Source organism: Thalassotalea euphylliae, assembly GCF_003390375.1.
GTDB lineage: Bacteria > Pseudomonadota > Gammaproteobacteria > Enterobacterales > Alteromonadaceae > Thalassotalea_F > Thalassotalea_F euphylliae_A.
The window spans coordinates 924661-938051 of the sequence record NZ_QUOT01000001.1 but is presented as its reverse complement, the minus strand read 5'-3'; the positions used below and the strand labels follow the sequence as shown (position 1 = coordinate 938051).

The window sequence follows — 13391 nt, the reverse complement described above, 5'->3', positions numbered from 1 at the left end:
ATGATGGAAGATAATTTTCGAAACGCATTAATCATTATCAGTGCAATTGTAATTGCCGCCATTTTTATCCACGGTTTGTGGACTATTCGCAAAAACAAAAATCCGTATAAGTTAAAAACAAGTGACACCAAAGTTGAGCCGATGTCGCGCGACTTTGATGGCAAAGGGTTCGATCAAGATGGCGTAAGCGAGGCGAGAGTTGTTGCCGATTCCGCGCTTACTGGCGAAATTGAGCACCCGCCAGCAGACGAAGAAATTCCTAATCAGCCAGCGCCTGCACCGGCATACAATGATGAACCTTTGCCGGTGGATATTGCTGAACAAACTGTTGCTCCTGAGTTGCCAGAGGAAGAAAAAGCAGCACCAGCGGCCGAAGAGCTGGTTCTAGAATCTGAGCCTAGCGTTTACCAAACTCCGGTCACTCAAGCTAAGCCGAAAGTTACTACACCTGCTTCTGCTGCCAATGTTGCCAAAGCAACGAGCGGTGCGGTGCTCAAGAAAAATCAAATTGAGCTAAATTTTGATGACAGCATTGATACTGCAGATGCAGGTGATCGCAAAGAGCCAACCTTCGGCGCTCAGTCAATTGACGAAGTTGAAGCGTCTGACAATACGCCAGAGCTCGAGCAACCAGAAGTTGAAACAGAAGTTATTGTGTTATCTGTGGTAATGCCGCAAGGGCAGTTAATGTCTGGTGCGGCGTTATTGCCAAGCCTGCTAACACTGGGTATGAAGTACGGTGATATGAACATTTTCCACCGCCATCAAGACAGTGCAGGCAACGGAAAAGTTACCTTTAGCCTTGCGAATATGATGAACCCTGGCACCTTTGATTTAGACAATATGGAAAACTTTACTACGCAAGGGGTCAGCATGTTTATGACCTTGCCAAATGCGGGTGATCCATTTGAAGTATTTGAACAAATGTTAGCGGCAGCTAAGCAGCTTGCACAAGAGTTTAATGGTCAGATCCTTGATGACAAGCGCAGTGCGATGACCAAGCAAACTGAACAGCATTACTTGAGCAAAATCAGAGAGTTCGACCGAAAACAGCGTATTGCGCAAAGTTAATAGAATGAGTTAGAAGATAAAAAGCCTCCAGTTGGAGGCTTTTTTCACGACTTTTTTCACCACGCTTTTACCAAAGAATAGAATTGAATATGTCACTAGAAACTGCACAGCAGCAAGTGGAAAAAATTTCCGAGCAAATCCGCCAATACAATCACGAATACTACGTGCTAGATCAGCCTTCTGTACCCGATGCCGAATACGATCGACTAATGCGCGAACTTATTGCTATCGAAACAGAATTTCCTGCGCTAAAAAGCATTGATTCACCGTCGCAAAAGGTAGGTGGAGAGGCGCTAAAAGCCTTTACGCAAGTGACTCATCAATTACCTATGCTATCGCTTGATAACGTCTTCTCCCAAGAAGAATGGCAGGCTTTTGTTACTCGCATTAATGATCGACTGGCGAGTAGCAAAACACTAGCGTTTTGTGCAGAGCCTAAACTTGATGGCTTAGCGGTGAGCCTGCGCTACGAGCAAGGTGTGCTGGTGCAAGCGGCAACGCGAGGAGACGGGACAACAGGTGAAAATATCACGGAAAATATTCGCACGATTAAATCAATTCCCTTAAAGCTGATGGGCACTGATTATCCAGCTGTGTTGGAAGTACGTGGAGAAGTATTCATGCCCAAAGCCAGCTTTGAGCAGCTTAATGAGCGCGCCAAAGCGAAAGGTGAAAAGGTATTTGCTAACCCGCGTAATGCCGCTGCTGGTAGCCTACGTCAGCTAGACTCTAAAATTACCGCACAGCGTAACCTTGCTTTTTATGCCTATGGTATTGGTTATGTCAGCGATGAAGGTCAAGCTTGGTTAGCTGACTCTCATTTCGCTCGTTTAAACCAGCTTAAAACGGTTGGTATGCCAATGTGTCCAGAGGTGAAGTTCTTAGCCAATGCTAGCGAATGCGAGGCGTTTTATCAGGATATTCTTAATAAACGCGATGCTTTAAGCTACGAAATTGATGGCACAGTATTGAAGGTTGATGATATTGCACTGCAACAGCAACTAGGCTTTGTTGCTAGAGCACCGCGCTGGGCAACAGCTTATAAATTCCCTGCCCAAGAGGAAATTACATTACTTGAAGATGTAGAGTTTCAAGTAGGGCGTACTGGCGCAATTACGCCGGTAGCTCGATTAAAGCCAGTATTTGTTGGTGGGGTAACGGTAAGTAATGCAACCTTACACAATCAAGATGAGATTGATCGCTTAGGACTACAAAAAGGCGACACTGTGGTCATTCGACGTGCAGGTGATGTTATACCGCAAGTGGTTAGCGTGGTTGTTGAACGCCGCCCAGATGATGCCACGCCAGTAGTATTCCCAAACGCTTGCCCTGTGTGTGACTCTCCGGTCACTAAACCTGAAGGTGAAGCTGTGCTGCGTTGTACTGGTGGTTTAATTTGTGGTGCACAGCGCAAAGAGGCGATTAAACATTTTGCTTCACGTAAAGCCTTCGATGTTGACGGTTTAGGTGACAAGTTAGTTGAGCAGTTGGTAGACGAAAACCTGATTGCAACCCCTGCTGATCTATTTGACTTAAACGAATTACAATTCAGCAGCTTAGAACGTATGGGCAAGAAGTCAGCAGAGAAACTCGTTGCTTCATTAGAAACAGCGAAAAAGACCACGCTTGCTAAATTTATTTATGCGTTAGGTATTCGTGAAGTTGGCGAAGCGACGGCTGCGAATTTAGCTAATCACTATCTAACATTAGATGCGGTGCAGCAGGCTAACCGAGAGTCTTTGCAATCGGTATCTGATGTTGGTGAAGTAGTTGCCAATAATATCGCGACTTTCTTTGCTCAAGAAACGAACTTAGCGGTTATTGAAAAGTTGCTAAATGCCGGTGTAACTTGGCCAGCATTAGCCGTTAAATCGGCAGATGAGCAGCCACTCACCGACCAAACTTTTGTGTTAACTGGCACCTTGTCGCAAATGGGGCGAAATGAGGCTAAAGCAAAACTTCAGGCCTTGGGTGCAAAAGTTTCTGGTAGTGTTTCTGCTAAAACGCATTATCTTGTTGCGGGTGAAAAGGCTGGCTCAAAATTGACCAAGGCACAAGACTTGGGTGTAACGGTATTAACTGAGCAAGATTTAGTCGATTTGCTATCTAAGCACGAGGCTTAATAGTGCAAGCGCAGTTAATTGAATTGGCGGGTCAGTTAGGTCAGTGGTTTAGACCGTATCAAGGGCAATGTGCAATGGCGATCATTGCGACATTGCTGGTACTATTTGGCGGTGAAATTTCTCAATCGATTCGCCAACTCATTAAAAACCAGCACTTGGTAGTACGCACGTTAATTTTTGTTCTAGTTTGTGCGTTTGGTTATGGTGCTGCAACTGTATGGCTAAGTGGATTGCTAGCTGAATTATTGGCGCAAATTTCTGATCTATACCTAGTGCCGGTTGTGGTATCTGTGTTTGTTGGACTAGGCATGTACGCCCAAAAACAGCGACATATATAGGTGTTATACACAATAGCTTAGCCCTAACGTAAAATAAGAATACTGGGCTAACGACAACAGCAAAGCGAAGAGAATAATGAATGTAAAAGCGATAGGTATTTTAGTAGTTTTATGGGTATCAACAATGGTGAGCAGCGCTATGGCTGACCAGCATAAGCTAAACATAAGTGAGGACGCTTTGGTTAAATCAATTGCTGTCAGCGCTAGCGAACTAAGTGATAGTACGGGTTTAAGTTACGTTGGTGGCATAGTTCAACAAGATATCATCGCTGGCTATTTGCAGCAGTTACAGGCTATTGAAACTGATGCTTTTAAAACACTCAGAGCTGGCCAAGCCAACCGCGACCATGGCAAGTTTCACGTCACCTTAATTAACCCTTATGAGATCAAAGAGGTTAGTGAGCAGCAAGTTAACGCGTTATTAGCCAGTGGTCGTCAAATTAAGTTTCAGGTGAAAGGGCTAGGGCGTGTCATAAAAGACCAAGGAAAAGCGTATTTTGTGGTACTTAGTTCAGAGCAAGCAGATGACTTACGTAAGGCATTTGGCCTAGCGCCAAAAGACTTTCACATTACCTTGGGCTTCTCGCCATCAGACATTTATGGGGTTAGTAAAGACGAAAGCACGCTTGTTAAAGTTTCGCCCTAGTTAACATTGCACCTTAGTAAGTTGTTTAAGCTAGTGAATACCCCCACAACAATACACAATAAAAAAACAAATGATAACGTTAGGTAGAAGGAATTCGTATGAAACGTAGTTTGGCAGTAGTCGCATTGGCCTTGTTCATTAATGCTTGTTCTACATCGTCAACGGGACGCCAGCAGATCACCTTATTTTCGGCTGGTGAGCTCAACAAAATGGGCGCATCTTCGTTTGAGCAGTTAAAAGAAAAAGAGAAAATCTACCAAGACAGCAAGACTAATCAATATGTTCGCTGTATTTCTGACGACATTATTCAACAATTGCCAGGCCAGCCTAAGGCAAGTGATTGGGAAGTGGTGGTGTTTGACTCTGAACAAGTGAATGCTTTTGCCCTACCGGGTGGCAAAATAGGTGTTTACACTGGCATTCTAAAGGTTGCTGAAACGCCTGCACAGTTAGCAGCCATTATTGGTCATGAGGTTGCCCATGTTATTGAGCAGCATTCTAATGAACGTATGTCTTCAGGCCAATTGGCGCAAATTGGCTTGCAAGCTGCTGACGCTGCACTGGCTAGCCAAAATGTGCAAAATCGAAATGCATGGATGGCTGGGTTAGGTCTGGGTTTACAATATGGCGTGTTAATGCCTTATGGGCGCACGCACGAGTCAGAGGCTGATATTGTTGGTCAAAAATTAATGGCCAAAGCCGGCTATGAGCCACAGGCGGCGATTCAGCTTTGGCGCAATATGGCAAAGGTGAGCAAGGGCGCTCCGCCAGAGTTTTTATCAACTCACCCATCAAGCGATACACGAATTCGTCAGTTAACCAATAATTTGCCTAATGTTAATGGAGATTACCAAGCATCTGTTAAAGGGCAATGTCGCCGTTAATGCGCTTTATTGGCCTTAGTTGGTTTTTAGCTCAGTATCGATTCTGCTGGGCTTAAATCGCTAATAATATCAAGCTGAAAAGGTATGATTGCACGGCTTTAGTTGTAGATTTTGTTGTGAGCTTTCTTGTCACTGACTTGGTAAATACTGGGCTAAATGAGGAACTGAACTATTATTTTTTAACTCACAAACGCTACCAACTAACATAAATAGCTCAGTAACTTAGCCTGCATATTAACTGCCAACATGTTGGTTATAAACTTGATCTAGATCAAAATCTCTGTTCATAAAATCAATCATCTATTATAATGCGCGACGTTTTTAACCTGTGTAGGAAGTAGAAGATGTCTCACAACGAGAATTTCAAAGATAGTGCGTCAAAGCGTCATTTGTTTTTAGCTCTAGTTGCCCTAGTTTCAATGCCTTTATTACCTATGCTAATGGGCTGGTACACTTACCTAGCTTAATAGGTTCTGCTGGATCACAGCATATCTCGATGAACATTTTAGTGGTAGATGATAATTCTGCCGTATTGGCACAAATCAATTGCTTACTCGCTGGCCGTGGACACCATGTGGCCAATGCGAAAAATGGCTTAGATGGTTATAAAAAATACCAAGAGCAGCCTTTTGATTTGCTTATTATCGACCACTTAATGCCATTAATGGATGGTGTTAAGCTGCTAAAAAACATCAGCCAAGACGAGCACTTGATCCCCATCATTTTTATGACCACCCAAGGTCGTGAGTCAATGAAGCATTTAATCGAACAATCGCTTTGTGATTGTATTCTCGACAAGCCCATTGATGATGTTAAATTCCTAACATTAATCGCCCAACTGAACAAGCAAAATACTCGCGTCGCTTCTCTGTAAAAATTGTTTAAATTCATTTATCCTTAACCTCCAAGATTAAGACTCAAATGAAGCAATGACAGAATCAGATATTTCACTTTTAAAAAGTGCCATTCACACCATCGAAGATTACCCAAAACCAGGCATTATGTTTCGTGATGTCACGGGGATTTTAGAAAACCACCAAGCTTTTTCGTTAACGATTGAACTGCTTAAAAATAAATATGCAGACCAAGGGATTACCAAAATAGTTGGCACGGAAGCAAGAGGCTTCTTATTCGGTGCGCCATTAGCTTTAGCATTAGGCGTTGGCTTTGTGCCAGTGCGTAAACCAGGCAAACTACCTCGCGAAACCTTCGCGCAAGATTACGAACTAGAATACGGTACTGATACCTTAGAAATTCACCAAGACGCTTTACTACCAGAAGACAAGGTACTGATTGTTGATGATTTATTAGCAACTGGCGGCACCATTGAAGCGACTACCGCGTTAATTCGTCGCGTAGGCGCAACAACACAAGATGCTGCGTTCGTTATTTCATTGCCAGACTTAGGTGGTGAAGAAAAGCTAGCTGCGCTTGGCTTGAACATTACTACGCTAATTCAGTACGAAGGCGAATAACAACCAATGAGCTATCAAGTGCTGGCGCGCAAATGGCGCCCAAAAACCTTTGCTGAGTTGATGGGACAAGAGCACGTTGTTTCTGTGCTTGTGAACGCAATTAGCCAGCAACGCTTGCACCACGCGTACTTATTTACCGGTACGCGCGGTGTTGGTAAAACGACGATAGCTCGAATTTTTGCGAAGAGTTTAAACTGTGAGCAAGGGGTTAGCACTGAACCTTGTGGCAATTGTGATACTTGCTTAGACATCGACCAAGGTCGCTTTGTTGATTTATTGGAAATTGACGCAGCTTCAAGAACAAAGGTTGATGATACGCGCGAAATATTAGACAACGTGCAATATGCTCCAACGCGTGGGCGTTACAAAGTGTATTTGATTGATGAAGTGCATATGCTGTCGAGAAGTAGTTTCAATGCGCTGCTTAAAACACTTGAAGAACCGCCTGAACACGTTAAATTTATTCTCGCCACAACAGACCCACAAAAACTACCTGTAACTGTGTTATCGCGCTGTTTACAGTTCCATTTAAAAGCCTTGGCTGTTGCACAAATTGAACAACAACTAGAGAAAATTCTCAACGCCGAACAAGTGACATTCGAAGCTGAAAGCTTAAATGTGCTAGCTAAAGCAGCTCGTGGCAGTATGCGTGATTCACTTAGTTTGACAGATCAAGCCATTGCTCAAGGGCAAGGCCATATTAGTGTTGAGAATTTGCAGCACATGCTGGGCGGTGTGGATCAGCATTGGCCGTATAAAATTCTTATCGCCTTGGTCAAGCAAGATACCAAGGGCTTAATGGCGTTGTCGCAAGAAATTGCCGCTTATGCGCCGAGTTACCAGCGCTTGCATGCTGAGATGTTGCAGTTGTTGCACCATGTGGCGATGTACCAAATTACCGAGCAACATTTTGATCTTTCGGTAGAGCACAGCAAGCTGATCAAAAAATTTGCTGGTGCGATGTCAGCACAAGATATTCAGCTGTATTACCAACTCGTGCTTAATGGCAAAAAAGACTTACCTTATGCAGGAGATGAGCAAGCTGCATTTGATATGACTTTGCTGAGGTTATTAGCGTTTAAGCCGATGGCAGATGCCGATATTGCTGCGCCAGCTATTAGCCCGAAACAAAATACTTCAGCACAAAATAATTCAGCACAGAACAAAACTGAAAGCTACGCAAAGAAAGACGCCTCGATAGCAGACTTTGATGATGTCACCCTACCTGAGACACAAGTAACCCAGACAGCTCAAGTGGCTCAGGTTGCTCAAGTAAGTGCAGAAGAAAAGACAATTCATCCTGAATCAATACCAGTCGCAGAAAACGACAGCAGTGCCAATCAAACACAGCCCGAAATGAAAGGCGAAATACAGGCTGAAGAGGTAAGTGAGCAACAACTTGCTCAAGAGCTGCTGGCAATAGAGCAACAAGCTCAGTCACAAACAGCAAATATACAAAACGCACAGTTGCAAGAGCCGCAACTAAAGGAAGTGGTTGCTAATCAGACGACATCCGAAACCACTGCAGATGCAACAGCGAATATTGGGCAAAACATTGCTCAAGATGTTTTGCCCGAAGCAAGTCATTCTGCAACAGAAACAGCTCAAACTTCTTCAGAAGATGGTTTGTTAAGTGCGAGTGTGGAATCGGCATTAGCGACTCGAAATATGCTTCGAAGCCGCAAGAAAAAGCTGGAGAGCAAGTCGGTAAAAAAGCCTGACGACGCGACTGAGCGTCAGACTCTTGCAGCACAAGCTAAGCCCAAACCTGATGTTCCTGCACCTGAAACTTTACCAGAGCAGGGATTCGCGATAGAGCAGGTTGACCCATCAATAGTCAAAAAAGCCAACCAAGTCGATAAATGGGCGAATATGATTGACGCTATGGCGCTCAATGGCCGTTTGCGAATTTTGGCTCAGCAGTCAGTTATTGGCAACGCAACCACTGACAATCATCTGGTGCTAGAGTTAAACCAGTCAGCTAAGCATTTGATTACTGATTTGGCATTAACCCAGCTGCGCAGCTTTGTGTCAGAGCATTTTAGTCAGCCAATGCAGGTTGATTTGGTTGTAGTTGATGAAACTATAGACGATCCGCTGCAAATCCAGAGTCAAATCAATGGTAAGCGATACGAATATGCTAAGCAGGTATTAGCAACAGACCCTATCGTTAACTATTTACAAACAAACTTTCAAGCGGTGCTCGATGAGTCGAGTATCGTGGCGAGATAGTGCAAGCATCGATCAACAAAACCACTTGGTAAACTCTAATTCCCTTGAATTGTTCACCAAGAGTCACTATCTTTGGCAACAACTACGTATTGGAGACATATTATGATGAAAGGTGGCATGGGCAACTTAATGAAGCAAGCCCAGCAAATGCAAGCAAAAATGCAAAAAGCACAAGAAGAACTGGCAAATATGGAAGTTGTTGGTGAATCAGGCGCAGGTATGGTTAAAGTAACCATGACGGGCTCTCACAGTGTACGCCGTGTTGAAATTGACGAGAGCTTAATGGAAGACGACAAAGACATGGTTGAAGACCTTGTTGCCGCGGCATTTAACGATGCTGTACGTCGTGTTGAAGAGCAAAATAAATCTAAAATGGCAGATCTTACTGGTGGTATGCAAATGCCTCCAGGTTTTAAAATGCCGTTCTAATAGAGAATCTCATAAAAATAGCGCCGGAAGGCGCTATTTTTTTGTCTGTAAATCACTCGGTTCAAAGGTAATGGGGCGATTTAGCAGCTACAAAAAAGCCCGAACTAAATCGGGCTTAATGATATTTCTAGCTTAACCATACTTCTGGCTTAACTATAGCTTAGTATTGAGTGGCTAGTGCGGCCTTATGCTGACGACTAGTCTTTTAGATGATGAAAGTCGATATTTTCAATATCTTTTCCAGCATCTAAGTTGTGGTAAGTATCTGATTCGAATTGCCCCTCAGATTTACCAACGACAAGCGAAACCATACTATCACCCGTTACGTTAACTGCCGTACGGGTCATATCTAGCAGTCGGTCAACACCGATTATCAATGCAATACCTTCTACAGGTAAGCCAACTTGTTCTAGCACCATTGCTAGCATAATTAAGCCAACGCCTGGCACACCTGCGGTACCAATAGACGCTAATGTAGCTGTTAGTACGACCATAAGGTAATCAACGAGTGTTAAGTCTTGGTTAAACACTTGCGCAATAAATACCGTGGCAACACCTTGCATAATTGCGGTACCGTCCATATTGATGGTGGCGCCAAGCGGCACGGTAAATGAAGCGATAGAGTTTTTCACCCCCATCTTTTTCGTTGCTGTTTCAAGTGTAATAGGAATTGTGGCATTACTGCTTGATGTAGAGAAAGCAAAGATAGCGGCTTCGCGCATTTTCTTAAGGAAAATAATTGGGTTTAAACCAGTAAATGCTTTTAGCAAAATAGGGTAGGTGAGTAAGCCATGAATCACTAGGGCGAAGAACACAACCATAAAGTAAACAATCAAGTTACCAAAGGTTTCGATAGACAAGTCGGTAAACAGGCCTGCTAATAAACAGAATACACCGTATGGCGCAATGTTCATTAGAATGGTTACAAGGCGCATAATAACAACATTTAAGTCTTCGAAAATTCCTGCAATACGTTCACCCGCTTGTCCTGAAAGGGCTATCGCAATACCAAATAGCAATGCGAAAACGATCACTTGCAGCATGTTACCTTCAGCAAAGGCCGCAAACGGATTGCTTGGGAACATGTTGATAATGGTTTGTGCAAGCGATGGCGCCTCACGGCTGGCAAAAGTGGTATCTGCTGCCATATTAACACCTTCACCTGGGCTAATAACCATGGCTAAGGTCATTGCGAAGCTAATCGCGATTGCTGTGGTAATAAGATAAAGGCCAACGGCTTTACCGCCTATTTTACCAAGCTTAGAAGTGTCCTTTAATGAGCAAGTACCGCAAATTAGCGATACAAATACCAAGGGCACAACCAGCATTTGCAAGCTGGCAATAAAGATTTTACCGACAACTTCAAAAATACCATCCACTAAAAAGGCGCGAAGTGAAAAATCAAAAAGGCCGAGCGGAATAACAAAATCTTTGCCGTTGGGCATTAACCATTGCAACAAAGCGCCAAGTAAAATGCCTGAAACCATTGCGGTAACAATGCGGCGCGTTAGATTTGAACTTTGATCTGACGACATGGTATCGAATACAACCACTTATTGTTATAGAAATTTGGCTGTAAGAGTAACAGTTAAATTTAATTGAAAAAACTAAATTAATTGCTGAACTGGTCTGGCTTTTTGCATTTAGGTAGTGACCTTTTCGATCTTTATCAGTTAAGATGGGATAGATCTATAATAAAAATGTACATGGAGATGACAGTATGGAGCTGTTTCGACGCTTAAGTTTTGCCATGGCGCTTATGACCTTGGTAGGTTGTGGCGGTGGTGATGGTGGTCTAAGTTCAGAAGGAAACCCAGATCCTGATAATGGGGGCGGAAATCAAACGGCTCCTCGAGTTATAAGCCTCACACTAGATAATAACCTTGTCACAGCAGCTGCTCCGATTGAGCTAACAGCAACAGTGACACAAGATAATCAACCAGTTGCCAATACACTTGTTTCCTTTGTTGTTGATGAACCCATGCTGGCTTCACTTAATCCGGAAAACGGTGCGGCTTCTACAAACGCAGATGGTGTTGCAACCATACAAATAATTGTTGGCACTCTTGCTGGCGCAGGAACAATTCGTGCCTCTGTGCTAAATGACGATGATTCCCAATCAACAGCCGAGATTGTCTTTACTAGCCAAGGCAATAGCATCGGCAACGAAGGGCCTGAGGTAACTAGTTTAACTTTGTTCGCTGACAGTCCTCAAATAGCATCAAGTGGCGCGGGGGAAGTACAATTAACAGCTCTCGTTAAGGACAGCCGAAATAACTTGGTTGAAGGTGCGACGGTAAGCTTTGAAGTGTCATCTGGCGAAGTAGAAGTTGAAAAAGCAGAAACGGAAACCGATGGCCTTGCTTCAGCTAAACTAACGACTCGAAACCCTGAAAATCGTCTAGTTACGATAACCGCTTCAAGCGGAAGCATCACAGATAGTGTGCTCGTACAAGTTGTTGGCACAGCTATTCAACTTAATGGTTCATCTGCGCTAGCAATTAACGACTCTACTGATTATGTGTTAAATCTTAGAGATAGCGATGGTAATGGTATTGCTAATCAAGCTGTCAATTTATCGTTAGCGAATGGCTCATCGGCACAAATCGATATACCATCAGTGGTGACAACAGACTTTACAGGTCAAGCGATTTTCACTGCTACTGGCTTATCTGGTGGTACAAACTCAATTGTTGCAGAGGCCCTAGGCGCAAGCGAAAACCTACCAGTTTCTGTTCAATCAGATTCATTTTTATTTACAGCCTTCGATAACAACAACGGTTCAGTTGTTAACCCAAGCAATGCTTTAGCACCAGATGTGGGTTTATCAAAATCGGCAGATATTACGTTAACTTGGTTAGATAACGGTACACCTGTTGAAGATGGTACTAGAGTTGATTTTACTACCACTCGTGGAACGCTTTCAGCCTTAAGTGGCACCACGGTAAATGGCCAAGTGTCAGTTACTGTTCAAGCGGACAATGCTGGTCCTGCGGTTGTTACTTTTACTGGTGGTGATGGAGAAACAGCGCTTAGTAACCTATTAACTTTTGAATTTGTTGCTGAAACGGTTGAAACCGTTGTAGCACAAGCCTCTCCAGCCTCAGTTGAACCTAATGGCGAGACTTCGGTTATCTCGGTAACGTTGCGCGATCCCAATGATAACTTGGTTAAAGGTAAGCTGGTTGACTTTACGTTAGATGACACAAATGGCGGTTCAATCTTCCCTGCTAGTGCAATTACGGATAGTAACGGCAATGCATCAACTGTTTACACATCCAATGTTGTTTCAGCTCAAGAAGGCGTAACGGTTACGGCAACCGTTCGAGAGCAACAGGATAAATCAAGCTCTGTTAACCTGACGGTTGCTGATCGTGAGTTATTTATCACCTTGGGAACAGGTAACAATATCGTAGAAGTAGATACTACCACTTACAACAAACAGTTTACGGTATTCGTGACCGACGTTGACTCAGCCCCTGTGGAAAATGTATCGCTTACTGTTAGCGCAGTTCCAACACGTTATTATAAGGGGTATTGGGCGAGACTGTTTGATGCTACAGGTTCATTTGTTCGTTGGACTACATCTGGTAGAGCACAATCTACTGATGATTTGTCTATCACCTCGCCTATTAGCTGTACCAATGAAGATGTAAATCGCAACGGAATCTTAGATGCTGGTGAAGATATTAATGGAGATGGAATTTTAACACCTGGTAACGCTGTCGCTATTCAAGGTGAAGTTACCACAGATGAACAAGGACGAGCGCTAGTTGATATTTTATACCCGCAGTCACTAGGAAGTTGGGTTGATATTGAGCTAGTTATTAAAGCGAGGGTTGAAGGTACTGAAGATGAAGAGTTTACAGTGTTTACCATTCCTACATCTGCTGAAGATTTGACGGAAGAAGACGTAATACCGCCGACGCAAAATGTTGGTATAACAGGGCCTTTTGGCGGCGTGCAAAGTTGCTCAAGTGCGCTGTAAAAAGTTATAAAAAAGTTGATAGTTAATTGAAAGCCCCGCAAGGGGCTTTTTCTTTTCAACAGATGTCATTGAATGATTAACAAATGTCGATATTTTTCTCTTGAATATCGTACTTGAGTTCCACGATTATTTTATCTAACAACATTTAATAACAAACTAGACTTCTCAATTACCTTGCTAAATAAGCTAGTCTCTGTATAATGCG

General features: G+C 43.4%; 11 protein-coding genes. 10 read left to right on the top strand and 1 reads right to left on the bottom strand.

Going from position 1 to position 13391, the window contains the following annotated elements; translation table 11 throughout:
- From zipA to DXX94_RS04140, 9 genes are all read left to right on the top strand, one after another.
- Positions 1–1071 carry a cell division protein ZipA gene (gene zipA, locus DXX94_RS04180; protein ID WP_258872094.1) on the top strand — a complete coding sequence of 357 codons (1071 nt, stop codon included), beginning with the start codon at positions 1–3 and terminating at the stop codon, positions 1069–1071.
- Positions 1072–1160: 89 nt separating this feature from the next.
- Positions 1161–3194, top strand: a complete 2034-nt coding sequence (gene ligA, locus DXX94_RS04175) for an NAD-dependent DNA ligase LigA (protein ID WP_116014049.1) — start codon at positions 1161–1163, stop codon at positions 3192–3194.
- Between the two features lie 2 nt (positions 3195–3196).
- Complete coding sequence (locus DXX94_RS04170) at positions 3197–3532, top strand: DUF3392 family protein (RefSeq protein WP_220347631.1); 336 nt, start codon at positions 3197–3199, stop codon at positions 3530–3532.
- 76 nt (positions 3533–3608) lie between these two features.
- The gene (locus DXX94_RS04165) at positions 3609–4178 is read left to right on the top strand and encodes a hypothetical protein (protein WP_116014048.1); all 570 of its coding nucleotides are present in this window, start codon (positions 3609–3611) and stop codon (positions 4176–4178) included.
- Between the two features lie 98 nt (positions 4179–4276).
- Positions 4277–5062 (top strand): M48 family metallopeptidase, encoded by a 786-nt coding sequence (locus DXX94_RS04160; protein ID WP_116014046.1) that lies wholly within the window; start codon positions 4277–4279, stop codon positions 5060–5062.
- 496 nt (positions 5063–5558) lie between these two features.
- Complete coding sequence (locus tag DXX94_RS04155) at positions 5559–5936, top strand: response regulator (RefSeq protein WP_116014045.1); 378 nt, start codon at positions 5559–5561, stop codon at positions 5934–5936.
- Between the two features lie 55 nt (positions 5937–5991).
- Positions 5992–6537 carry an adenine phosphoribosyltransferase gene (apt, locus tag DXX94_RS04150; protein WP_115999801.1) on the top strand — a complete coding sequence of 182 codons (546 nt, stop codon included), beginning with the start codon at positions 5992–5994 and terminating at the stop codon, positions 6535–6537.
- Between the two features lie 6 nt (positions 6538–6543).
- On the top strand, positions 6544–8769 hold the full coding sequence (gene dnaX, locus DXX94_RS04145) for a DNA polymerase III subunit gamma/tau (RefSeq protein WP_116014043.1): 2226 nt from the start codon (positions 6544–6546) through the stop codon (positions 8767–8769).
- 99 nt (positions 8770–8868) lie between these two features.
- Complete coding sequence (locus tag DXX94_RS04140) at positions 8869–9198, top strand: YbaB/EbfC family nucleoid-associated protein (protein ID WP_116002332.1); 330 nt, start codon at positions 8869–8871, stop codon at positions 9196–9198.
- A 197-nt stretch (positions 9199–9395) separates the two neighbouring features.
- Here DXX94_RS04140 and DXX94_RS04135 read toward each other — a convergent pair whose 3' ends face one another.
- Positions 9396–10733, bottom strand: coding sequence for a dicarboxylate/amino acid:cation symporter (locus DXX94_RS04135; protein WP_116014041.1), 1338 nt, complete (start codon positions 10731–10733; stop codon positions 9396–9398).
- A 185-nt stretch (positions 10734–10918) separates the two neighbouring features.
- Between DXX94_RS04135 and DXX94_RS04130 the strand changes: the two genes are divergently transcribed.
- The gene (locus tag DXX94_RS04130; RefSeq protein ID WP_116014040.1) at positions 10919–13186 is read left to right on the top strand and encodes an Ig-like domain-containing protein; all 2268 of its coding nucleotides are present in this window, start codon (positions 10919–10921) and stop codon (positions 13184–13186) included.
- Positions 13187–13391: the final 205 nt, after the last annotated feature.